At 71.5% G+C, this 21,396-nt stretch carries 22 protein-coding genes and 2 pseudogenes; 15 read left to right on the top strand and 9 right to left on the bottom strand.

The window, feature by feature from the left end:
- Positions 1-23 precede the first annotated feature (23 nt).
- From pyrH to OG494_RS26575, 3 genes are all read left to right on the top strand, one after another.
- Positions 24-767: a UMP kinase gene (gene pyrH, locus OG494_RS26585; RefSeq protein ID WP_247062389.1), complete on the top strand. Its 744-nt coding sequence runs from the start codon at positions 24-26 to the stop codon at positions 765-767.
- A 50-nt stretch (positions 768-817) separates the two neighbouring features.
- Positions 818-1,375, top strand: coding sequence for a ribosome recycling factor (gene frr, locus OG494_RS26580; RefSeq protein WP_247062391.1), 558 nt, complete (start codon positions 818-820; stop codon positions 1,373-1,375).
- A gap of 458 nt (positions 1,376-1,833) precedes the next feature.
- On the top strand, positions 1,834-2,820 hold the full coding sequence (locus OG494_RS26575; protein ID WP_442874281.1) for a phosphatidate cytidylyltransferase: 987 nt from the start codon (positions 1,834-1,836) through the stop codon (positions 2,818-2,820).
- On the opposite strand, the gene OG494_RS26570 is transcribed toward OG494_RS26575, so the two are convergent.
- On the bottom strand, positions 2,770-3,735 hold the full coding sequence (locus OG494_RS26570) for a LysR family transcriptional regulator (RefSeq protein WP_328443225.1): 966 nt from the start codon (positions 3,733-3,735) through the stop codon (positions 2,770-2,772). The genes OG494_RS26575 and OG494_RS26570 overlap by 51 nt on opposite strands.
- 94 nt (positions 3,736-3,829) lie before the next feature.
- Here OG494_RS26570 and OG494_RS26565 point away from each other — a divergent pair, with 94 nt between their 5' ends.
- The gene (locus OG494_RS26565; protein WP_328443224.1) at positions 3,830-5,155 is read left to right on the top strand and encodes an MFS transporter; all 1,326 of its coding nucleotides are present in this window, start codon (positions 3,830-3,832) and stop codon (positions 5,153-5,155) included.
- Here the strand turns inward: OG494_RS26565 and OG494_RS26560 are convergent.
- The gene (locus OG494_RS26560) at positions 5,143-5,988 is read right to left on the bottom strand and encodes a VOC family protein (RefSeq protein ID WP_328443223.1); all 846 of its coding nucleotides are present in this window, start codon (positions 5,986-5,988) and stop codon (positions 5,143-5,145) included. The two genes, OG494_RS26565 and OG494_RS26560, sit on opposite strands and share 13 nt — an antisense overlap.
- Positions 5,989-6,100: 112 nt before the next feature.
- Between OG494_RS26560 and OG494_RS26555 the strand changes: the two genes are divergently transcribed.
- Positions 6,101-6,913, top strand: a complete 813-nt coding sequence (locus OG494_RS26555; RefSeq protein WP_328443222.1) for a class I SAM-dependent methyltransferase — start codon at positions 6,101-6,103, stop codon at positions 6,911-6,913.
- On the opposite strand, the gene OG494_RS26550 is transcribed toward OG494_RS26555, so the two are convergent.
- Positions 6,850-7,485, bottom strand: a complete 636-nt coding sequence (locus OG494_RS26550; RefSeq protein ID WP_328443221.1) for a PadR family transcriptional regulator — start codon at positions 7,483-7,485, stop codon at positions 6,850-6,852. The two genes, OG494_RS26555 and OG494_RS26550, sit on opposite strands and share 64 nt — an antisense overlap.
- A 111-nt stretch (positions 7,486-7,596) precedes the next feature.
- Here OG494_RS26550 and OG494_RS26545 point away from each other — a divergent pair, with 111 nt between their 5' ends.
- Together OG494_RS26545 and OG494_RS26540 are read left to right on the top strand one after the other, a co-directional pair.
- The gene (locus OG494_RS26545) at positions 7,597-8,082 is read left to right on the top strand and encodes an Lrp/AsnC family transcriptional regulator (RefSeq protein ID WP_328443220.1); all 486 of its coding nucleotides are present in this window, start codon (positions 7,597-7,599) and stop codon (positions 8,080-8,082) included.
- Between the two features lie 106 nt (positions 8,083-8,188).
- Entirely contained in the window at positions 8,189-10,498 is a 2,310-nt protein-coding gene (locus tag OG494_RS26540) for a transketolase-like TK C-terminal-containing protein (protein ID WP_328443219.1), read from the top strand.
- On the opposite strand, the gene OG494_RS26535 is transcribed toward OG494_RS26540, so the two are convergent.
- Together OG494_RS26535 and OG494_RS26530 are read right to left on the bottom strand one after the other, a co-directional pair.
- Positions 10,495-11,106 carry a hypothetical protein gene (locus OG494_RS26535; protein ID WP_328443218.1) on the bottom strand — a complete coding sequence of 204 codons (612 nt, stop codon included), beginning with the start codon at positions 11,104-11,106 and terminating at the stop codon, positions 10,495-10,497. The two genes, OG494_RS26540 and OG494_RS26535, sit on opposite strands and share 4 nt — an antisense overlap.
- Positions 11,107-11,213: 107 nt before the next feature.
- Entirely contained in the window at positions 11,214-12,407 is a 1,194-nt protein-coding gene (locus OG494_RS26530; RefSeq protein ID WP_328443217.1) for a nucleotide disphospho-sugar-binding domain-containing protein, read from the bottom strand.
- Between the two features lie 122 nt (positions 12,408-12,529).
- On the opposite strand from OG494_RS26530, the gene rlmN reads away from it, so the two are divergent.
- Positions 12,530-13,636, top strand: coding sequence for a 23S rRNA (adenine(2503)-C(2))-methyltransferase RlmN (rlmN, locus tag OG494_RS26525; RefSeq protein ID WP_328459030.1), 1,107 nt, complete (start codon positions 12,530-12,532; stop codon positions 13,634-13,636).
- Positions 13,637-13,667: 31 nt separating this feature from the next.
- The gene (locus OG494_RS26520) at positions 13,668-13,940 is read left to right on the top strand and encodes a hypothetical protein (RefSeq protein WP_328459029.1); all 273 of its coding nucleotides are present in this window, start codon (positions 13,668-13,670) and stop codon (positions 13,938-13,940) included.
- Between the two features lie 133 nt (positions 13,941-14,073).
- On the opposite strand, the gene OG494_RS26515 is transcribed toward OG494_RS26520, so the two are convergent.
- On the bottom strand, positions 14,074-14,865 hold the full coding sequence (locus tag OG494_RS26515) for a hypothetical protein (protein ID WP_328443216.1): 792 nt from the start codon (positions 14,863-14,865) through the stop codon (positions 14,074-14,076).
- Positions 14,866-15,071: 206 nt separating this feature from the next.
- On the opposite strand from OG494_RS26515, the gene OG494_RS26510 reads away from it, so the two are divergent.
- The 3 genes and pseudogenes from OG494_RS26510 to OG494_RS26500 all read left to right on the top strand — a co-directional run.
- On the top strand, positions 15,072-15,323 hold the full coding sequence (locus OG494_RS26510; RefSeq protein ID WP_328443215.1) for a hypothetical protein: 252 nt from the start codon (positions 15,072-15,074) through the stop codon (positions 15,321-15,323).
- A pseudogene (locus OG494_RS26505) lies at positions 15,262-15,444 on the top strand (23S rRNA (adenine(2503)-C(2))-methyltransferase RlmN); the annotation flags it as partial. The gene OG494_RS26510 and the pseudogene OG494_RS26505, both read left to right, overlap by 62 nt.
- 170 nt (positions 15,445-15,614) lie before the next feature.
- Positions 15,615-15,948, top strand: a pseudogene (locus OG494_RS26500) (hypothetical protein); the annotation flags it as partial.
- Between the two features lie 73 nt (positions 15,949-16,021).
- Here OG494_RS26500 and OG494_RS26495 read toward each other — a convergent pair.
- Together OG494_RS26495 and OG494_RS26490 are read right to left on the bottom strand one after the other, a co-directional pair.
- The gene (locus OG494_RS26495) at positions 16,022-17,239 is read right to left on the bottom strand and encodes a GNAT family N-acetyltransferase (protein WP_442874280.1); all 1,218 of its coding nucleotides are present in this window, start codon (positions 17,237-17,239) and stop codon (positions 16,022-16,024) included.
- A gap of 99 nt (positions 17,240-17,338) precedes the next feature.
- A complete protein-coding gene (locus OG494_RS26490) occupies positions 17,339-18,250 on the bottom strand; it encodes a hypothetical protein (RefSeq protein ID WP_328443214.1) in 912 nt (303 codons plus the stop codon).
- On the opposite strand from OG494_RS26490, the gene OG494_RS26485 reads away from it, so the two are divergent.
- Positions 18,240-19,013 carry a hypothetical protein gene (locus OG494_RS26485; RefSeq protein ID WP_328443213.1) on the top strand — a complete coding sequence of 258 codons (774 nt, stop codon included), beginning with the start codon at positions 18,240-18,242 and terminating at the stop codon, positions 19,011-19,013. The two genes, OG494_RS26490 and OG494_RS26485, sit on opposite strands and share 11 nt — an antisense overlap.
- A 54-nt stretch (positions 19,014-19,067) precedes the next feature.
- On the opposite strand, the gene OG494_RS26480 is transcribed toward OG494_RS26485, so the two are convergent.
- Entirely contained in the window at positions 19,068-19,499 is a 432-nt protein-coding gene (locus OG494_RS26480) for a MerR family transcriptional regulator (protein ID WP_328443212.1), read from the bottom strand.
- A gap of 25 nt (positions 19,500-19,524) precedes the next feature.
- On the opposite strand from OG494_RS26480, the gene OG494_RS26475 reads away from it, so the two are divergent.
- Together OG494_RS26475 and OG494_RS26470 are read left to right on the top strand one after the other, a co-directional pair.
- Complete coding sequence (locus OG494_RS26475) at positions 19,525-20,928, top strand: MFS transporter (protein WP_328443211.1); 1,404 nt, start codon at positions 19,525-19,527, stop codon at positions 20,926-20,928.
- A gap of 60 nt (positions 20,929-20,988) precedes the next feature.
- Positions 20,989-21,354: a YciI family protein gene (locus tag OG494_RS26470; protein ID WP_328443210.1), complete on the top strand. Its 366-nt coding sequence runs from the start codon at positions 20,989-20,991 to the stop codon at positions 21,352-21,354.
- The last annotated feature ends 42 nt before the right edge of the window (positions 21,355-21,396 follow it).

The following is a 21,396-nucleotide window of genomic DNA, read 5'->3' as shown; positions in this document are numbered from 1 at the left end:
GAACGGCCTAGGAGGCGACATAGATGGGTGACCGGGTCGAAGGTGGCTACCGGCGGGTGCTGCTGAAACTGGGCGGCGAGATGTTCGGTGGCGGTTCGATCGGCGTCGATCCGGATGTCGTCCACTCGGTCGCGCAGCAGATCGCCGACGTCGCCCGCACCGGCGTCCAGGTCGCCGTCGTGATCGGCGGCGGCAACTACTTCCGCGGCGCCGAGCTGTCGCAGCGCGGCATGGACCGCGACCGCGCCGACTACATGGCGATGCTGGGCACCGTGATGAACTGCCTGGCGCTGCAGGACTTCCTGGAGAAGGAAGGCCTGCCCACCCGCGTCCAGACGGCGATCACGATGGGCCAGGTCGCCGAGCCCTACATCCCGCGCCGCGCCGAGCGGCACCTGGAGAAGGGCCGCGTCGTGATCTTCGGCGCCGGGGTCGGCATGCCGTACTTCTCCACCGACACGGCGGCCGCGCAGCGGGCGCTCGAGCTGGGCTGCGAAGCCGTGCTGATGGCGAAGGCCGTCGACGGCGTCTACACCGCGGACCCGAAGAGCGACCCGACCGCCGAGATGTTCCGCGAGATCACCCACCGCGAGGTGCTGGAGCGGGACCTCAAGGTCGCCGACGCGACGGCGTTCAGCCTCTGCATGGACAACAACATGCCGATCATCGTGTTCAACCTGCTCACCGAGGGGAACATCGCTCGCGCGGTGAGTGGTGAAAGAATCGGGACCCTGGTCTGTACCCCCGCCGACGGGGTACCTGCCTAGACCTGCTGGGATCAGCCAGGCGCCACACCATCACAACAACGGGAGTAGCCGTGATCGACGAGACCCTCCTCGATGCCGAGGAGAAGATGGAAAAAGCGGTGTCCGTCGCCAAGGACGACTTGACGTCGGTGCGCACCGGCCGGGCCACTTCGTCGATGTTCTCGCGGATCGTGGTCGAGTACTACGGCGCGCCGACGCCGCTGAACCAGCTGGCCAGCGTGAACGTGCCGGAAGCCCGGATGGCGCTGATCAAGCCCTACGACCAGACCCAGCTCAACGCCATCGAGAAGGCCATCCGCGAGTCCGACCTCGGGGTCAACCCGAGCAACGACGGCCAGGTCATCCGGATCGTCATCCCGCAGCTCACCGAGGAGCGGCGCAAGGAGATGGTCAAGGTCGCCAAGGGCAAGGGCGAGGACGCGCGGGTGACCATCCGCAGCATCCGCCGCAAGGCCAAGGAAGAGCTCGACCGCATCGGCAAGGACGGCGAAGCGGGCGAGGACGAGGTCGTGCGCGCCGAGAAGGAACTGCAGAACCTCACCGACACGTACTCGCACAAGGTCGACGAGCTGGTCAAGCACAAGGAAGCCGAGCTGCTCGAGGTCTGATGGCACAGGTGAGCGAGGAACGCGAGGACCGGGTGGACGGCACCGGCGAAGAACCGGTCGCCGGTCCCGGGACGCCGGAATCGGCCACGTCCGGCGAGCCGGGATCGGCTCGACCGGCCGGCAATGGTGTGCCGGCCGGGGCGGCTTCGCCGGAATCGGCTCGACCGGCCGGGACCGCCGGGGCGGCATCGGCTCAGCCGAATGGCTCGGCGGCGCCGGGATCGGCTCAGCCGGCCGGGACTGCCGGGGCGGCATCGGCTCAGCCGAATGGCTCGGCGGCGCCGGGATCGGCTCAGCCGGCCGGGACTGCCGGGGCGGCATCGGCTCAGCCGAACGGCTTGGCGGCGCCGGGATCGGCTCAGTCGGCCGGGACTGCCGGAGCAGTATCGGGCGAGCCGAACGAGCTTGGGGCGGCAGCCGGGGCGGCTTCGCCGGAACCGGTTCGACCGGCTGAGGTCGTGGCGCCGGGATCGGCCCGGCCGAACGGTGCTGCCGCACCGGGATCCGCGGATTCGGCCGGAGCCGGGTCGGCCGCTGCAGCCTCCCGGGGATCGGCGCGGCCGAACGGTGCTGCCGAGGCTGGGACCGCCGCGTCGGCTGAAGCCGCTGCGGCGCCCGACGCCAAGAAGGGCTCCAAGGCCGGCCGGAACCTGCCCGCGGCCATCGGGGTCGGGTTGCTGCTCGGGGCCGCGATCATCGTTTCCCTGCTCACCGTGCGCTTCATCTTCATCGGGATCATCGCGGTCGCCATCGCGGTCGGGACCTTCGAGTTCGCCGGCGTGCTGCGCCGAGTCGCCGACACCCGGATCGCCGTGATCCCGGTGCTGGTCGGCGGGCAGGCGATGATCTGGCTGGCCTGGCCGTTCGGCCGGGAAGGCGCGCTGACGGCGTTCGTCCTCACCGTGCTCGCCTGCCTGCTCTGGCGGCTGCCCGGCGGCGCGAAGGGCTACCTGCGCGACATCAGCGCGTCGGCGTTCGCCGCCGCCTACCTGCCGCTGTTCGGCGCGTTCGCGGCGATGCTCGTGCCGCCTTCGGACGGCGTCGGGCGCGTCCTGACCTTCCTGATCGGCGTGGTCGCCTCGGACACCGGTGGCTACATCGCCGGCGTGCTCGGCGGGAAGCACCCGATGGCGCCCAGCATCAGCCCGAAGAAGACCTGGGAAGGCTTCGCGGGTTCGGTGGTCGGCGGTGTCGTGGCCGGCGTGCTGACGCTCAGCCTGCTGCTCGACGGCCACGTCTGGCAGGGCGTGATCTTCGGCGTCGCGATCGTGCTGACCGCGACCCTGGGTGACCTCGTCGAGTCGCTGATCAAGCGCGACCTCGGCGTCAAGGACATGGGCACGCTGCTGCCCGGGCACGGCGGGATCATGGACCGCCTCGACTCGCTGCTGCCTTCAGCCGTGGTGTCCTGGCTGCTGCTCTCGGCGTTCGTGCCGCTGGGCTGACGCGCGGTGCGGGTCGGTCGCCGGCAACCAGGCGCCCGGCTCGTCCCAGCGCATCGTCGCCCGCAGGCCCAGCACCCGCTCGACGACCTGGGCGACCTCCGGCCGGTCGTCGTCGCGCCGGTGCACCAGTGACCACGTCCAGCCCGGGCCCGGGGCGCCGATCGGGCGCCGCACCAGGCTCGGCGGGAACGGCGCCGTGTGCCGTTTCGGCGACTGCAGCACCGGTACCCGCAGCCGCGTCACGTGGTCGAAGAACGCCTGCCCGGTGACGCCGCCGTCGTCGATGTGCACGACGCGGGCGCCGCTCGCCGCCGCGTATTCCAGCGCGAATTCGTTCCACGCCAGCCACGACGACTGGTCCGAATCCACCAGCACGGACACCGCCGGCGCGGGCACCACCTCGGCCCGCGCCGAACGGTGGTCACCCGGCAGGATCGCGGGCAGTGTCTCGATCCGCACCAGGTGCGCGACCAGGTCGAGGGACGAAAGACGCCCGGTGTCCACCCAGGCCAGCGCCAGATCCAGGGTTCCTTCGGCGACCCGGACGACCTGGGTGTGCGACGGCAGCACCCACTCGTCGAGCCGGACGACGTCGCCGAGCAGCTGCGTCAGCTCGGCCGGCAGCCAGCTCACGTGCCCGAGGCGCAGCTTCGTCCGCGCGGTGCCGCGGACCCGGCGCGCGGCCGCGTCGGCCAGCTCCAGGATCTGCCGCGCGTCGCCGACCAGCGCCGCTCCCGCCCGGGTCAGCTCGACGTGCCGCCGGTCGCGGACGAACAGAGCCGCGCCCAGGTCCCGTTCGAGCTTCTTGATCTGCTGCGACAGCGACGGGCTCGCGATGTGCAGCCGCTCGGCCGCCCTGCCGAAGTGGAGCTCCTCCGCGACCGCCAGGAAGTACCGGAGCTGCCGTAGTTCCATGACGGCACGGTAGACCTGCGGTGGGAGGTTCCGCCTACCAGACGTAGGCGATGGTTCGTGGACCACCGAAGTGTCCGGGGGTTTGACTCGGGGCATGCCCACCGAAACCCGCGCCCCGGCCAAGCTCGCGCTCACCGCCGTCTGCCTGGGCTTCCTGATGATCACCCTCGACGCGACCATCGTGAACCTCGCGCTCCCGGCGATCGGCGCCGACTTCGGCGAGCCGTCGACCGCCGCGCTGCAGTGGGTGGTCGACGCCTACACCGTGACGCTCGCCGCGTTCCTGCTCACCTGGGGCGCCGCCGGCGACCGGTGGGGGTCGCGACGTGTCTTCGAGGTCGGGGTCGCGGTCTTCGTGTTCGCGAGCATCGCCTGCGCGCTCGCGGGCTCGGCCGCCTGGCTGATCGCCGCGCGGGCCGTGCAGGGCGCGGGCGCGGCCGCGCTGCTGCCGTCGTCGCTGGCGTTGATCGTCCACCAGTTCCCGGACCCGCGGGAGCGGGTCCGCGCGCTCGGCGTGTGGGGCGGGATGAGCGGCGTCGGTCTCGCCGCCGGGCCGGTGCTCGGCGGGCTGGCCGTCGGCCTCGCCGACTGGCGGCTGGTGTTCGCGGTCAACGTCCCGGTGGGCATCGTCGCGATCGTCCTGACGCGCCGGGCGGTCGCCGAGCCTCCGCGGCACGCGTCGACCCGGCTGGATCTGGCCGGGCAGCTGACCGGGACGGCGGCGCTGGCGTGTCTCGTCGCGGGGTTCATCGAGTCGGGGCACGCGGGGTGGACGGCGCCGGCGACGCTGGCGCTGATCGCCGGGGGAGTGGTGGCCGGGGTGGTGTTCGTGAGCGTCGAGCGGCGGGTGCCCGATCCCGTGCTGCCGCTGGGTGTGCTGAAGATCCGGAACTTCGCGGTGGCGACCGGCATCGGCGGCCTGTTCAACTTCTGCCTCTACGGCACGCTCTTCGCGCTCGCGCTGTACCTGCAACGGGCCTGGTCACTGGGTGCGCTCGCGGCCGGTCTCGCGATGGTGCCGCTGACGATGGCGGTGGGGCTCAACGCGTTCTTCAGCGGACGCCTCACCGGGCGGCTCGGCCCGCGCGTGCCGATGATCGCGGGCGCGCTGGCCGGGCTGGCCGGGTCGGCGGGCTTCGCGCTGCTGCCCGCGGACCGGTCGCTCGTGGCGTTCGTCCTGGTCTCGCTGGTCTTCGGCTGCTGCTCGCTGGCGATGCCCGCGATGACGTCGCTGGCCGTGAACTCCTTGCCGGACAAGGCCGGTCTCGCCGCCGGCGTGCTCAACGCGTCCCGCCAGACCGGCGGCGCGATCGGGGTCGCGCTCGTCGGCGCGCTGCTGCCCGCCACCGGGATGTGGCTGGTGGCGGGCGGCTACGCGCTCGTGGTGGTGCTGGCTTTGCTCGGGCGTCAGTCGTCGTAGGGGTCGTCGACTTCGGCGCGGCCCCAGCCTTCGGCGATGCGCGAGTGGTCGATCACGGCGAACACCGCGCCCTCCGGGTCGGCGAGGATCGCCATCCGGCCGAACGGGGTGTCGTAGGGCTGGATCACGACGGTGCCACCGTGCATGAGCGCTTCGCCCGCGACGGCGTCCACACCGCGCGCCGGGTCGATGTCGAAGTACACGAGCCAGTGCGGCGGGGTGTCGAGGGTGTACTCCGAGCCCATCACGTAGCGGTACAGGACGGGCTGGTGCTCGATGAGCCATTCGGCGTAGTCGAGCGATTCACCGTCGCCGATCTGGTGACTCGAGTAGTTGAACAGCTTGGTGTAGAAGTGATCCGCCGCGACGCCGTCGTGGGTGTTGAGGTCCGCGCCGCTGAAGGTGTTGGGGATCCCGGTGACGAACTCCCAGTCCGGCGGGACCTCCCAGAACACCACCGGCGCGCCGCACGCGTCGTAGGCGTGCAAGATCGTTCCGCGCTGCGGGATCGGCATCGGGCCGAGCGTCAGGCGGCCGCCGAGGTGTTCCACCCATTCGGCCGCGCTCGCGGTGTGCGGCACGGAGATGTGCGGCATCCAGCCCAACGGCGCGCCCTGGGCGGCGCGGTACAGCCCGCCGACCGGGAGCTCGTTGAGCGTCGCGATCGCGTAACGTCCGTCGGACGTCGCGGGATCCCGTTGAGTGGCGTACATCCAGCCGAAGAGATCGCCGTAGAATCTCTCCACGACGGCCTGCTCGCGGCAGGCGAGTTCGATCCAGCACGGAATTCCGGCCGGGACCGGGGACGGCGTACTGGGCGGGCCGAATGCCATGTAGTGCTCCTCCCGAGACCCACCGAATTCTAGGCGTGATCCGTAAGGTTTCCGCCAAGAATTCGTCGCCGGAGGATCACTGCCGGCGAAGTAGGCCCCGGAAGGAGCAGCGGTGCGGTTCTCGTCCCGGCGCGCGGAGGTCGTGCCGAGCCCGAACATCTGGTACTACCAGGCCGATTACGAGCTGGAGAACCGGGCGCAGGACAGCGGCGGCGAGATCTGGCGCGCGCTGCGCGGGGAGTACGACTGGGCCGGCCGGGACGTGCTGGACGTCGGCTGCGGTGACGGCTACCACCTGCCGTGGTTCGCGCGGGACGCCCGGTCGGTGCTCGGGATCGAGCCGCACGAGCCGCTGGTGCGGGACGCGCTGAAGCGGGTGAAGGACCTGGAGAACGTGGATGTCCGGCTGGGCCGGGCCCAGCGGCTGCCGGTCCGCAGCGCGAGCGTCGACGTCGTGCACGCGCGCACCGCGTACTTCTTCGGGCCCGGGTGCGAGCCCGGGCTGGCGGAGGCCGAGCGGGTGCTGCGGCCGGGCGGGGTGGTGCTCATCGTCGACCTCGACGCGACCAGCGAGCCCTACGGCGGCTGGATGCGCGCCGACCTACCGCACTACGACCCGGTCGCGGTCGAACGGTTCTTCGCCCGCGCCGGGTTCGCGTGCCGCCGGGTCGCCACCGAGTGGCGTTTCGCGACTGCCGCGGACCTCGAAGCCGTGCTGAAGATCGAGTTCAGCAAACCGATCGCCGAACAGGCGATCGCGAAGTCCTTGCAGCGTAACGGGAATCGCGAGACCGACCTGACGCTGCCGGTGGGCTACCGCGTGCACACGCGGGTCAAGCCCACCGGCCTCGTCCTGCCTGGTCACTCCGCGGTCTCTTCGGACGGAGCCGAGGATTCGTCCTCGTCCTCGCCGAGGATGCCGTAGAGCGAGCGCCGGGCGTCGTTGAGCACCTCGGCCGCACGGGCCTGCTGGCTCTCGGAGCCCGCGCGCATGATCTGCACGACGGCGGCGGCGAGGTTCTTGCCCGCCTTGGCCAGTCCGACCTCGGACGGGTCGACGTCCTGCGCGATCTGCTCCCACGGCGGGGTGCTGTCCTGCTGCTCGGCGGCGGTGCGGCCGGCGTCGGTCAGCTCGAAGAGCTTCTTGCCGTGCTCGTCCTTGCCGATGACCAGGCCTTCGTCGGCCAGCAGCTGCAGCGTCGGGTAGACCGAGCCGGGGCTCGGCCGCCAGAAGCCGCCGGAGCGCTCGCCGATCTCGCGGATGATCTCGTAGCCGTGCCGAGGCTGCTCGGCGAGCAGCGCGAGGATCGCGGCGCGGACGTCACCGCGCCGGCTGCGACGGCCGCCGTGGCCTCGCCGGCCCGGACCGTGGCCTCGGCCGCGTCCGCCACCGGGGCCGAAGCCCGGGGGGAAGTCGCCGAAGCCACCGAAGGGAGTGCGCCCGCGTTCACGGGCGAAGGGGTGTTCCTGGGTGAAGGGGTGCCGTTGCCTACGCATGTCGTGTTCCTTTCTCGAACTGTTGCGACACGTTCACGATATATCGGAAACAGTCGGATGGCAACCGCCTGCCCGTGACACCGCTCACGACGGTCTGCGAAGATCGGCGGCGTGCCCGACACCATCGACGAGATCGACGCGCGGCTCCTGCTGGCCCTGGGCGCGGACCCGCGGTCGACGGCGGTCGCGCTGGCCGAGCGGCTGGGCCTGTCCCGCAACACGGTGCAGGCCCGGCTCGCGCGGCTGGAACAGCGCGGCGTGCTGGAGTCGTTCGAGCGCCGCATCGACCCGGCGCGGCTGGGCTACCCGCTGCGCGCGTTCGTCAACGCGCAGGTCGACCAGCGGCGCCTGGCCGAGATCGCCGACGCCCTCGCCGTGATCCCCGAGGTGACCGAGGTCTGCGGGCTGACCGGGGCGAGCGACCTGATGGTGCAGGTCGTCGCCGTCGACGCGGACGACCTCTACCGGATCGCCGGGCACATCCTCGCCTCGCCGGGTGTCGAGCGGACGAACATCTCGCTCGTCATGCGGGAGCTTGTCCCGTACCGGCTGAAGCCGCTGCTGGAGCGCGTGCATTCTGCCCAGCCGGAGACCTGAGCCGTCCCCCGGCGGCGTGCATTCTGCGCAGTCCGCGCGGCATCGGTTGTGCGATGCGTCTGCCAGTGCTGTCCTGGTGACGCTTCCTGCACGAAAGGTGTCGACGATGACCCAGACCTCCCCGACCGCTCCGGCGACCGGCTCGGCCGAGCTCGCCGCGATCGAACGGCGGGTGCTGTGGCTCGCCACCGCGATCGTGCACCAGGCCAACCGGGTGCGGCCCAACCCGTCCGGGCTCAAGGTCGGCGGGCACCAGGCGTCGTGCGCGTCGCTGGTCTCGATCATGACGTCGCTGTGGTTCCGGCACCTGCGCCCCGAGGACCGCGTCTCGGTGAAGCCGCACGCGTCGCCGGTGCTCCACGCGATCAACTACCTGCTCGGCGAGCTGGACGAGGCCTGGCTGCCGACACTGCGCGAGTTCGGCGGGCTGCAGAGCTACCCGAGCCGCGCCAAGGACCCCGACCCGGTGGACTACTCGACCGGGTCGGTCGGCATCGGCGCCACCGCCCCGATCTGGGGCGCGCTGGCCCGCCGCTACCTGACGACGCGGGGGCGTGACGCGGGCACCGGCCGGCAGTACTCCCTGGTCGGCGACGCCGAGCTGGACGAGGGCGCGATCTGGGAGGCCATCCTCGACCCGGCCGTGGCCGAGCTGGGCGAGATCGTCTGGATCGTCGACCTCAACCGCCAGTCCCTGGATCGCGTCGTGCCGAACATCGCGGCCGGGCGGCTGCAGGGCATGTTCGACGCGGCCGGCTGGCAGGTGCTGACGCTGAAGTACGGGCGGCTGCTGGAAGACCTGTTCACCCGGCCCGGCGGCGCGGAGCTGCGTGCGCGGATCGACGGGATGCCGAACCCCGAGTACCAGCGGCTGCTGCGCTGTGACGCCGCGCAGCTGCGTGACCGGCTGCCGGCGGGCGACGCCAAGGTGGCCGAACTGCTTTCGTCGCTGGACGACGAGACGCTGCTGGCCGCGATCCGCAACCTCGGCGGGCACGACCTCGGCTCGCTCGACGAGGTCTTCGCGTCCATTTCGGACAGCCGCCCGACGGTGATCTTCGCCTACACCGTCAAGGGCCGTGGCCTGCCGACGCAGGGACACCCGCAGAACCACTCGTCCCTGCTGACCGTGGCGCAGATGGAAGAACTCGCGGCTTCGCTGGGTACGGATCTTTCAGAGCCGTGGCAGGGCTTCGCGGACGAGTCGTCCGAAGCCGCGTTGTGCACCGAAGTCGCTTCACGCCTTCGCCGGCCGGACGTCCCTGCCGTGCCTTCGGTGGAACTGCCGGCCGACATCGGCCGAACGCCGTCCGGGACCGCGACGACGCAGGCGGCGCTGGGCCGCGTCCTGCTCGACCTGACGCGCGAAGCACCCGAAGCGGCGAAGCGCGTCGTGACGGTCAGCCCCGACGTCAGCTCGACGACCAACCTCGGCGGCTGGGTCAACAAGGTCGGCGTCTGGTCGGCGATCGAGCGCCACGACTGGTTCGAGGACGACCCCGAGACGATCATGCACTGGCGGGAGAAGCCCACCGGCCAGCACGTCGAGCTGGGCATCGCCGAGACGAACCTGGTCGGATTGCTGGGTGAGCTGGGCGCCACCTGGAGCCGCTGGGGCGAGCCGCTGCTGCCGATCGGCGTGATGTACGACCCGTTCGTCGAGCGCGCGCTCGAGCCGTGGTCGTTCGGCATCTACGCGGGCGGCCAGTCGATCCTCATCGGCACGCCGTCCGGCGTCACGCTGGCCCCGGAAGGCGGCGCGCACCAGTCGATCACCACGCCGTCGATCGGCATCGAGCAGCCCGGCTGCGTCAGCTACGAACCGGCGTTCGCGATCGACACCGAGTGGACGCTGCTGGCCGCGCTGGGCCGGCTGGGCAAGCCGGGCGGCACGTCGTCGTACTTCCGGCTCTCCACCCGTCCGGTCGACCAGACGCTCGCCGACGTCCCGGCCGACCCGGCCGCGCGCGAACGCCGTCGCCGCCAGGTCGTGGCGGGCGCGTACCTGCTGCGCCGGGCTTCCGCGCCGGTCGTCACGCTCGCGGCGATGGGCGCGCTGCTGCCGGACACCCTCGCGGCGGCCGAGCGGCTCGCGCAGGTCGGCGTCGAGGCGGACGTCGTCTGCGTGACGAGCCCGGGCCTGCTGTTCGAGGCGACACGCGCGCGGGCCGGGCAGGGGAGCGGCGACAGCTGGATCCTCGACCAGGTCTTCCCGGCTTCGCGGGCCTGCCCGCTGGTCACGGTCCTCGACGGGCACCCGCACACGCTGGCCTTCCTCGCCGGGATCAACCGCGTCCCGTCGGCGACCCTGGGGGTCACCGGCTTCGGCCAGTCCGGGTCCCTGGAGGAGGTCTACCGCCACCACGGCATCGACACCGACGCGATCATCCGCGCGGCGCTGGACGTGGCCGGCTAGGAGAACGTGGCGCCGGAGAGCAGCGTGTCCATCTTGGCGTCCCAGCCTTCGAAGGACCCGTACTCGACGACGAGGATCTTGCTCGTCGGCAGCCACCACATGCGGACCTTGTTGTTCTGCGTCGTGTCCTCGCAGCTGACCTGCCACGCGCCGTACTCCGCGTTCTTGGTCCCGACCGGCTTGAACCCGGACTCGACGAGGTTGCTGCCCGTCGCCACCGAGGCCTCCCCGGGCGGCGACGCGGCGGTGATGCACGTCGGCACGTCGGTGCCGGTGTACCAGCCGAAGGGCCGCTTCGCGCTCGGCAGGTTGATGGGCGCATTGGGGTCCGAAGTGGCTTCGCGCAGGTCCAGCAGCCGCGCTTCGCAGACCACGGTGCCTTCGGTGAGGCAGCCGTCGAGCAGGCCGTCCTGGCTGTGCGCGGTGTACTTCGCGCCCTGCGGGAGCGTGACGTGCATGGTCCCGACGTCGATCCGGTCCCCCGCGGGGGCGGCCGCCGTCACGGTCGGCACCGCCTGGGGCTGACCGGCCGTCGACGTCGTGCAGGCGGCGGCGCTCAGCACCACCGAAACGGCCAGGACACTGCGCCGGAAGGAACGGCTCCGCACGGGCTCACCTCTTTCGTCCGTCCTTGGACTCACGAACGGCCCGTCCGGTTCGCTGTGAATCCCGGTCAGATTAGGGCGGTCCGTTCAGGTGTGTTCACCCACCCGGGTCAGCCCAGTGCGGCGACCGCGCGCGCCAGGACGTCGGCGGGGCCGGGCTGGCCGGCCATCTCCGCGGCGACCTCACGGGCCGCCGTCGGGAAGCCGTCCTCGGTGAGCAGCCGTTCCACGAGCGCCCGCACCGTGGCGGCGTCCACCGTGGCCGGATCGTGGGTGAGGCCGACGCCCCGGTCGGCGACGCGCTGCGCGGAGAGCGGGTTGTCCGCGAAGGACGGCAGCACGAGCTGCGGGACCCCGTAGAACAGCGGCGCGGCCGTGGTGCCCGACCCGCCGTGGTGCACGATCGCCGAGCAGGACGGCAGGAACGCCGACAGCGCGAGGTAACCGACCGAGCGCACGTTCGCCGGCAGCTCGCCGAGCTCGGTCAGGTCCGCGGTCCCGGCGGCGAGCACGACCTCGACGTCCAGCGCGCCGAGCGCCTCCAGCACGACGGCCAGGCTGCTGACCCCGGACATCACCGGCACCACCGTGCCCAGCGTGACGGCGATCCGCGGACGCTCCGGGCGGCGCAGCGCCCAGTCCGGGACGACGGCGCCGCCGTTGTAGGGCACGAACCGCATCGGCCACCACGGGACGCCGTCGCGCTCGTCGGGGTGCTCCTCGCCGGCGGCCAGCCCGCCCATGCTGGGCGCGCGCGGGTCGACCCGGGCGAGCAGGTGCGGTTTCGCGTCGCCGATCCCGAGCTTCTTCCGCATCAGGGCGCTGACCTCGTCCTCGCCGAAGACGTGGTGTTCCGCCCGCCAGCTGGCGTCGCGCACCGACCACGAGATCCGGTTGCCGACCTCCAGCGCCGGCACGGCGAGGGCCTCGGCCGCGAGCATCCCGGCGGGGTGGTCGGAGGTGTGGACGACCAGATCGGCGCCGAACAGCCGGCCGGCCTCGATCGTGCCCTCGGTCATGGTCACGGTGAACAACGCGAACGGGTTGCCCGCCCGCCTGGCCAGCCGGTACTCCTCGGGGAACTCGTCCTCGGGTTTACCGGCGACGGTGTCCATCAGGTCGGTCCAGACGTCCCGCTCCGGGAAGACGTCGAAGGTCGGCAGCCCGGCCCGCGCGCCGGCGTCGACCATCTCGGCCGACGTCGCGAGCAGGACCTCGTGCCCGGCGGCCCGCGCGGCCCAGACCAGGGGGATGAGCGGGAGCGTCAGCCCGTAGCCGGGCGCGGTCGCGAACAGGATCTTCACCCGGCGAGCCTCCCAGAACCCGTCGTGGCCCGCAGCCGGGTTTCCGCTCGGCCGTGACCTGGGGAACAGCCGTCCGGGTGGCCTGGGGGGTGCCGGATGCCGCGTGGGACACTGGGTGGGTTATGACTGCCCTTCCGCTTGTCTTCGACGCCCCCAAGCGCGGCCTGCCGCCGCGCCACCTCGCCGACCTTTCGGTGGCCGACCGCGCGGCCGCGGTGGCCGAGCTGGGGGAGAAGCCGTTCCGCGCGAAGCAGCTGTCGAACCACTACTTCTCGCGCCTGACGGTCGACCCGGCGGAGATGACCGACATCCCGGCGGCGTCGCGCTCTCGCCTGGTCGAGGAGCTGATGCCGACGCTGCTGACCGAGGTCCGCGCGCTGGAGGCCGACAAGGGCGCGACGCGCAAGACGCTGTGGCGCGCGCACGACGGCACGCTGCTGGAGAGCGTCCTGATGCGCTACCCGGACCGCGCCACGCTGTGCATCTCGAGCCAGGCCGGCTGCGGCATGGCGTGCCCCTTCTGCGCGACCGGCCAGGGCGGCTTGGACCGGAACCTGTCGACGGCGGAGATCGTGGACCAGGTCCGTTCGGCGGCGGCGGTCATGCGCGACGGGGCGATGCCCGGTGGTCCCGGCCGGCTGTCGAACATCGTTTTCATGGGCATGGGTGAGCCGCTGGCGAACTACAAGCGTGTGGTGGCCGCGGTGCGGCGGATCACGGATCCGGCGCCGGGTGGTCTGGGGATCGGGCAGCGTTCGGTGACGGTGTCGACCGTGGGTCTGGCGCCGGCGATCCGGAAGCTGGCGGACGAGAAGATGCAGGTGCGTCTCGCTGTTTCGCTGCACACGCCGGACGATGAGCTGCGGGACACGCTGGTGCCGGTGAACGAGCGCTGGTCGGTCGACGAGGTGCTCTCTGCCGCCCGGTACTACGCGGACACATCCGGTCGTCGGGTGTCCATTGAGTACGCGTTGATCCGGGACATCAATGACCAGCCGTGGCGGGCGGAGTTGCTGGCCAAGCGGCTGCGTAAGCACCTGGGCCAGCTGGTCCACGTCAACGTGATCCCGTTGAACCCGACGCCGGGTTCGAAGTGGGACGCGTCGCCGAAGCCGGTGGAGCGGGAGTTCGTGCGGCTGGTGAATGCCGGCGGCGTAGCCTGCACGGTGCGTGACACGCGCGGCCAGGAGATCGCGGCTGCTTGCGGTCAGCTCGCTGCCGAAGGTTGAGTTTCGTTTCTGTGATGGAGTGTTTGTCGTGATGTATGCCCCCAGCCTGTTGGATCCGGCTGCGGACGAGCTTCGGCTCGGGGATGTGTGCGGTCGCGGTGCCACCGAGGTGGCGCGCGAGGCGCGGACGTTGCTGGGTGAGCGGTTCAGTTCGGTGACGTTTATGTACGTTCTGATGCGTGCGTTCGAGGTGGAGTACACGGCGGCGTGTGACGCGTCGCGGTGGCACGAGTTCCACGGCGGGCCGCGGGCGTTGTCGGACGCTGACCTGGAGAAGCTGCTGGCTCCGTGGCTTGATCGCTGATCAGGCGTCCGCGTCCTCGTCGGCTCGAACTAACCGAGCAGCCGAGCACGTCTGGCTGCCGGCGGTCCCTCGACTGGCTCCGCACCAACCACCTCACACCACCTGATTCCGGGCCCGTCCCGGTCGTGCGGGACTACGCCGGGTTCTCCGCGACGGCGAGGTAGTCCGTGTAGATCTGCGGTGAGCCGGAGAACGAGGCCAGCTGCTTCCACTCCTCGTACATCTGCTTGGTGTCGCGGTGGGCGGACGCGAACTCCGCGGCCTCGCCCGTGGCGATGTCGGGCTCGGGGTAGAAGACGTCCAGCGCGTCCAGGCTCGCGATCTCCATCATCATCACGTACTGGTCGAGGAGGTTGCCCCGCTCGCCCTTGAGCACGTGGAACCGCCAGTCCGGGTAGTCGTCGATCCGGTGGTGGTTCTCGGCGATGAAGCGGTCGAACACCTCCTCGGTCACACCGGCGCGCAACGCCAGGTTGTGGATCCCGACGACCCGGGCGACGGGCTCCTCCCCCGGGCGGTCGCGGTAGCGGGGGCCGGGCGTGACCGTGCTCCGCGGGTTGTCGGCCAGCAGCCGGTAGTCGGTGAACAACGTCGGCAGCTCACCGAACGTGCCCAGCCGCCGCCACCGCGCCAGCACCGCCTCCGCCTCGGGGTGCCGCGCCCAGAACAGCCGGGCCGGCTCGGTCTGCTCACCCCGGGCCGTGACGTAGCGGTCGCGCTGCTCGGCGCTCTCGATCTCGTACAACATCAGGTACTGCCCGGTCCGTTCTCCGCGCAACCCGCGCAGCAGAGTCCACCGCCACCCCGGGTACAAGGGCAGGTGAACGCCTTCGCCGCGCACGAAGGTCTCGAACTCTTCCGGCGTGACACCAGCCTCCGTGTCGATGGCGATGTACTGGAAGGTGAACACCGACAAGCGTCCCAATTGCGCGTCCAATCCTCGGGCCGGGAAGGGGATCGCGCGTCCGACAAGCACGACTCCCCACACCACATCCTGCCCGCTCCGGAGCAACGGGGCCCGCGAGCCCTCCCCGCTGGACGCGATCCGCCGGTTCCCACCGTCTGTGAAGATCAACCAGCGTCGGCGCTACCAGGAACAACGTCGATGCCCGGCCAGAGGGCCGGCGCCGGATGCTCGGAATCGTTGCCTGGCTGCAGGTGTTGGTACAGGAGTCGCTGGGCGGTGAGCCGCACCTCGCATTCCTGGGTTCGCTCGCGATGGGTCTCGATGAGCGCCGTTTCGGCGTCGTCCGCGGGGGCGGCTCCGAGCAGCGTGTGGGGCAGGCACACAGGACATTGACGATGGTCTGCCGCTGGTCGGGGTTGTTCTGGGCGACTCGCTCGAGCGCGTCGCGTTATATCGGCGATATACCGGATCGTTGACCCGGCTCCTGCTGGATTTGGCATTTCCCAGCGTTCAGTGATGGCGTCGACCGTCGGTCTGGCGCCGGCGATCCGGAAGCTGGCCGACAAAAAGATGCAGGTTCGGCTCGCTGTTTCGCTTCTGTTGCGCAGCGAACCTGGGCTACGCGTGGCTTCGGCTGAGTGAGTACTCTTACCGGTGGCTGCAATCCCGGTGCTGCACAGACGGGCGATCGGGTGTCGGATACCGGGAGTTTCCGTCACTCGCGCCCGTACCAAGCTTTTCTGAATTAGGAATGCTCAGGGTCAGCATTGGCGCGGTGTCTTGGGAAGGTACGCCCAAGCTTACCCGGTGACAACGGCCGCCCGGCCGTGGGCGAGGTGTCGTTGATCGGTCGGATCGGCCGGGAAGATGCTAGCCGGAGCGCTGCGGGTGAGGTCGGCGCCTACCTCACCGCGTCCGCTGACGAACGTGACGAGCACGGCCACCGCTTGGTCGTACGCAACGGCTACCACCCATCACGGGAGGTGCTCGCCGGCGCCGCGAGTCAACGACAAGTGCGTCGACCCGGACACAGGTGAGCGCAAGCGGTTCGCCTCGGCAATCCTGCCGGCGTGGGCACGCAAGACCCCGAAGATTTCGGAGTGGCCCATGGAAGAAGTGCGTGCGGTTCGCGCCGAAGCGCGGTTGTGAAGCCGGACTGGTCCATAGTGGACGGTCAGAACCAGTGCAGGCAGTGCGGTGGGTGCTCGCCTCGGAAAAGGTTGTCGGCCAGGGTCGCCGCTGATGGGGTGTGCGCTCGGATGTGGCCGGCGCGGATCAGCATGCTCGGCGTGGTGCCGCCCAGGTAGATCGAGCCCAGGTCGCTCACGTCCAGGGACAGGTCCGGCTCCCGGTCCGTCGGGACGCAGGTGGCCTCGCCGTCGCGGGCGGTCAGCAGGTAGCGGCCGTGCTCGGCGAGGAACGGGTCGGTGACGTCGAGGACCAGTTCGCCGTCGGTGGACCAGCCGCGGGAGGTCAGCGCGCGTGGGATGTCCAGCAGCCGGACCCAGAGCCAGTCGCCGTCGTCGGTCTCCTCGCCGGCGCGGAAGTCCGCGAACTGCCAGCGCAGCGGGTGCCCGGGCGGGACGTGCTTGACCACCACCCGGGTGACCAGGTCGTGGTCGAGCAGGAACCGGACCAGGGCGGTGAACACTGCGTCGTCGGAGGTGATGATCTCGTCCACCGTCAACGTCGTGGGCTCGCTGAGCGAGTAGGCGGCGTACCCGTCCGCGCCGCCGTCCGCGTCGCGGTGGACGGCGATGTAGCGCTGGTCCAGGGAGATCGGGGGCTGGCCCGCGCCGGCGACCCACCAGTGGTGCGGCCGGGACAGCGCGCCCGGCTGGGCGCGGCGGTAGCGGTCGTAGACCTCTTCCAGGAGCTCGCCGCATTCGGCGCGCCGCAGCAGCTCGATCGAGCCGGGCGTGCCGGCCGGGGCTTGGGCCCGGGGGACGGCGAAGGTGGCCCGGTGCCGCGGCACCGTCAGCCGGCCCGTGTAGGTCGCCGGGCCGTAGCCGAACCGGCGGTAGATCACGGCTTCGGAGGACAGCAGCACGGAGAGGAACTCCCCGCGGGCCCGCACCTGGGCGAGCTGGTGCCGCATCATCGCGGTGAGCACGCCTTGACGCCGGTGCGTGGGCACGACGCCGACCGCGGTCACCCCGCTCGCCGGCGTGACGGTCCCGCCGGGCAGGGTCAGCTCGAAGGAGTGGGCGGTGGCGGTGCCGACGGGCCGCCCGTCCGCCGTCTCGGCGAGCAGGCCGCGGTCCATTTCGAGCGCCGACCACCAGAACCCGCTGCCTTCGACGGGGGTTTCCCGGAAACGCGCGAACGCGGCGTGGAGCGTCTCGAGGAAGACGTCGAAGTCCTCGTCGGTCGTGGAACGGATCTTCAGCATCGAGCGGCCTTTACGAGGAGAGGGAGGGGACTAGGAACCATTACAAGGAGTAGAAGGAAGTCCTCTCATGGCCTCGCGCGGTTCAGGCTAGCGGGCGGCTCAGTTCGGCACCAACCGCTTTAGCCGGTCCAGCGTGATCACTTCGGACCCGGCCGGCAGGCCGTCGGGCTGGTGGACGCCGAGGAACGTCACCGGTCCGCCGAGCTCGGTGCCGGGCTCCCATTCGGCGACCTCGGTACCCGCGGCGCGCATCAGGCCGACCAGGTGCGCGACGGTCAGGTACCGGCGCCGCAGCATGCCGCGCACCAGCAGGGCGGTGCCGGCCTGGTTGGCCTCCACGCGGTTGGAGTTCGGCGAGCCGGTCAGGTACAGGTGCAGCCACGTCGCGGTCCACGATCCGTCGTGGCAGCGGGCGAAGACGACGGGCAGCGCGACGCGGCCGCCGCCGCGCATGTCCGAGCGGGTCCGCACGGTGCGGGCCTCGAACGGCGCCCCGGCTTGCGCCCGGTCGCGCGTCATCCAGCCGAACATCGACTCGGCGACCTCGCCGAAGCCTTCGCCGGAGTAGATGTTGACCTGCGGCACGACGTACGCGGCGGTGATCGGGTCCGCGGGACGTCGATGAACTCGCTCGCCCCGTCCGCCGCGTCGGTGACGTCGCCCGAGTACACCGCGCCGCCGTCGTGGCTCGTCCACGACACGTGCCCGGCGTAGTGGAAGTCGGTGCTCTGCCGGGTCTGCCGCCAGTGCGTGAAGAACCGCAGCACCTCGCCGTCGACGTGGCTGCGGGAACCGCGCGGCCAGCACGGCGAACCCGTCTTCGCTCGCCTTCCCCGACAGCGGCAGCGCGACGTCCAGCACGGCCGGGTCGAGCACCAGGCGCTCGTAGCGGGGGAGCCGGGCGGTCAGCTCGGCGTCGATCAGCGCGCAGGCGCGCGTGCTGACCTCGCGGGGCAGCGGCGGCCGCGTGTCCTCGGTGACCCACGCGCGACGGCCGCGGGTGGCGAACACGCGGGCGGCCCGGCGCGGCGGTGAGGACCGTCGCGGCCCCGGCGACGTCGCCGGCGGCGAACGCCGCTTCCGCCCGGCCCGCCGTCGACCGGGCCGTCTTCCCGCCGCGCGCGACCGCGAAGACGTCACGCGCGTTCGGGAACTGCGGGTACTCGTGCGGGTGCAGGTACTCGCCGAGGCGCTTGAACCGCCGGGCGAAGCTGCGGAACCGGGTCGGTTCGGCCGGCGTGACGTCACCGCCGCTCGCCGCGCACGCGGTGCGCAGCACGTCCAGCACGGGGTCGACGGCGACCAGCGGCCGCCCCGCGGCCAGCCGGGAGGCGTTGAGCACGGCCCGGTTTTCCCGCACCGGCACGGCCGCGAGCTCGACGTCACCGCGGCCGTCGGCCGGCTCGGCGAGCAGCCGCAGGTCGGCCTCGCCCAGCGGCGTGGCCGACTCGGCGAGCGTCCGGTACAGGGCGTGGGTCTCCTCATCGAGGGGCCTGCCCAGCCGCAGGAGGGTGACGCGGTCCTTGACGGACGCGATCAGCTCGTCGTGAGCGGCCAGCAGTTCGGCGTAGGTGTGCTGGTAGCGGCCGTACCGCGGCAAGTCGAGCAGCCCGGCCAGGCCGTCGTCGAGGAGCGTGAGCAGTTCCTTGTCGGACTTCCGGCGGCTGTTCATGGTGACGAAGGCCGCGCGCAGGCAGCTCACCCAGAACTCGACGGCCAGGTCCGTCGCCGCACCCGGAGGCGCCGGAGTCGTGGTGCCGCGACCTGCGCCTGACGAACCCGGACGGCGTCACACCGGACCTCGGGCTCGAGCTGGTGGACCGCACGCTCAGCCCCTAGGCGCCCACAACTGATCCGCGTCACCGGCTTCGAGGCGGCCCCGGTAGACGTCGATCTTGTGGTCGATCAGCTGCAGGTTCTCCTGCAGTTCGGCCAGCTTCGCCAGCACCTCGGCGCGGTGGGCCTCCATCAGCTCCAGCCGTTCCTGCTCGTTGCCGCGGCCGGCGGCCACCAGTTCGGCGTACTCGCGGATCGTCTTGATCGGCATGCCGGTGGCGCGCAGGCGGGTGCAGACCGTGATCCAGTCCAGGTCCAGCTTCCGGTAGCGGCGCCGGCCGCCGGAGGTGCGGTCGACGCGGGTGACCACCAGGCCGGCGCGTTCGTAGTAGCGCAGCGTGTGCGCGCTGACCCCGGTGCGGCGGGCGGCGTCGGCGATCGTCAGCCCCGCCGCCGGGATGGGCGGTGATTTGACTTCGAGCACGCTCTAAATCCTAGCGTCGGCACCCATGACCACTCCGACCGTCAACCGGGCACTCGTGCTGGCGACCTGCTGCGTCAGCATCGTCGTCGTGGTGATGGACATTTCCATCGTCACCGTCGCCCTCCCGTCGATCCGCCGCGACCTGCACGCCTCCCTGGCCGGGCAGCAGTGGACGATCGACGCCTACACGCTCGTGCTGGCCGGCTTCCTCGTGCTCGCCGGCTCCATGGCCGACCGCTTCGGCCGCAAGCGCGTCTTCACGATCGGGCTCGCCGTCTTCGGCGCCGGGTCGCTGCTGTGCGGCCTGGCGCCGGACATCGGGTGGCTGATCGCCGCGCGAGCGCTGCAGGCCGTCGGCGGCACGATGCTCAACCCGGTGGCGATGGCCATCGTCGCCACGACCTTCCCCGCCCCGGCCGAGCGGGCCCGCGCGATCGGCGTGTTCGGGGCCATGTCCGGGCTCGCGCTGGTCCTCGGGCCGATCCTCGGTGGGCTCCTCGTCGACGGCTTCGGCTGGCGCGCGGTCTTCTGGGTCAACGTCCCGATCGTGGCCGTCGCGATCGTGGCCACCGCGGTGTTCGTGCCCGAGTCCCGGGCGCCTCGCGCGCGCCGGTTCGACCCGCTCGGCCAGGTCCTGGTGGTGCTGGTGCTCGGCGGCGTCGTCGCGGCGATCATCGCCTCACGCGGCCTCGGCTGGTCGTCGCCGGTCGTCCTCGGCCTGCTCGCGGCGGCCGCGCTCGGCGTCGCCGGGATTCTCGCGCACGAGCCGCGACGCGCCGATCCGCTGCTCGAACTGCGGCTGTTCCGCAGCGTCTCGTTCAGCGGGGCGATCGTGATGGCGGTCTTCGCGCTCTGCGGGTTCGGCGCGTTCCTCTTCGTGACGACGCGGTACCTCCAGGACGTCCGCGGGTTCTCGGCGCTGGACGCCGGGCTGTGCCTGCTCCCGGTCGGGGCGCTGGTCCTGGTGCTGTCCCCGGTCACCGGCCGGCTGGTCGGCACGCGCGGACCGCGGTGGCCGCTGGTCGTGGCCGGGATCGCGCTCGCGCTGGGCGGCGCCGCGTCGGCCTGGCTCGGGCCGGCCACGCCGCTGCCGGCCGTGCTCGCCGTCTCGCTGCTGTTCGGCGTCTTCCTCGGCACGGTCAACCCGCCGATCACGAACACGGCGATGGCCGGGATGCCGGGATCGATGGCCGGCGTGGCCGCCTCGCTGGCCTCCACCGGCCGCCAGACCGGCACCACCCTGGGCGTCGCGATCGCCGGCGCGGCACACGGCGTGGGCTGGGTGGTGGCCGGGCTCGGCGGCGGTCTGATCGTCTTGGCCCTGGTCAGCACCTCGCGGCGGGCCGTGGTGAGCGCCGGGATAATCTCTCCGCAAAATCTTTCCGGAGAAATGTCGAACGCCGCGAGCGGCCGATCGACGCGGGGGTGAAGGCCGGTCATCGTGTCCGAGGAGAACCGGACCCCGGCCGAGAACACCAGGGAGTCAGCCATGCGTTTCCTCATGATGCACCGCCTCGACGAGAGCGCCCCCGAGGCCTGGAACCCCAGCCCGGAGTTCATCGAGAAGATGGGCGCGTTCATCCAGGAGTCGGCGGGGAACGGCCGCCTGATCACGGCGGAGGGCGTCCACCCGTCGGAGAAGGGCGCGCTCGTGCGCAAGCCGCGCGGCGCGGCGATCCGCGTCACCGACGGCCCGTTCGCCGAGGCCAAGGAGGTCATCGGCGGGTTCGCGCTGATCAACGCCGAGGACCTGGCGGACGCCGTCGCGTTCGCGAAGTCGTACGCCGAGCTGTTCGACGCCGAGATCGAGGTCGAGGTGCGCCAGGTCGTCGAGTTCGACGAGATCCCGGGCTGACACCGGCTCCGGCGGCGGGCGCGTTCCGCCCGCCGCCGGACA

The sequence above is a fragment of the Amycolatopsis sp. NBC_00438 genome (assembly GCF_036026695.1).
In the GTDB taxonomy this organism is placed as follows: Bacteria; Actinomycetota; Actinomycetes; order Mycobacteriales; family Pseudonocardiaceae; genus Amycolatopsis.
Note: the sequence above shows the minus strand (reverse complement) of the source record. Positions and strands in the feature narration are given on the sequence as shown.

Bases quoted from the DNA above. Each gene is read 5' to 3' on its own strand.
- pyrH (WP_247062389.1), top strand. From the start codon at position 24: ATGGGTGACCGGGTCGAAGGTGGCTACCGGCGGGTGCTGCTGAAACTG.
- OG494_RS26570 (WP_328443225.1), bottom strand. From the start codon at position 3,735: ATGGAACTACGGCAGCTCCGGTACTTCCTGGCGGTCGCGGAGGAGCTC.
- OG494_RS26565 (WP_328443224.1), top strand. From the start codon at position 3,830: ATGCCCACCGAAACCCGCGCCCCGGCCAAGCTCGCGCTCACCGCCGTC.
- OG494_RS26560 (WP_328443223.1), bottom strand. From the start codon at position 5,988: ATGGCATTCGGCCCGCCCAGTACGCCGTCCCCGGTCCCGGCCGGAATT.
- OG494_RS26550 (WP_328443221.1), bottom strand. From the start codon at position 7,485: ATGCGTAGGCAACGGCACCCCTTCACCCAGGAACACCCCTTCGCCCGT.
- OG494_RS26540 (WP_328443219.1), top strand. From the start codon at position 8,189: ATGACCCAGACCTCCCCGACCGCTCCGGCGACCGGCTCGGCCGAGCTC.
- rlmN (WP_328459030.1), top strand. From the start codon at position 12,530: ATGACTGCCCTTCCGCTTGTCTTCGACGCCCCCAAGCGCGGCCTGCCG.
- OG494_RS26520 (WP_328459029.1), top strand. From the start codon at position 13,668: ATGTATGCCCCCAGCCTGTTGGATCCGGCTGCGGACGAGCTTCGGCTC.
- OG494_RS26510 (WP_328443215.1), top strand. From the start codon at position 15,072: ATGCTCGGAATCGTTGCCTGGCTGCAGGTGTTGGTACAGGAGTCGCTG.
- OG494_RS26495 (WP_442874280.1), bottom strand. From the start codon at position 17,239: ATGCTGAAGATCCGTTCCACGACCGACGAGGACTTCGACGTCTTCCTC.
- OG494_RS26475 (WP_328443211.1), top strand. From the start codon at position 19,525: ATGACCACTCCGACCGTCAACCGGGCACTCGTGCTGGCGACCTGCTGC.
- OG494_RS26470 (WP_328443210.1), top strand. From the start codon at position 20,989: ATGCGTTTCCTCATGATGCACCGCCTCGACGAGAGCGCCCCCGAGGCC.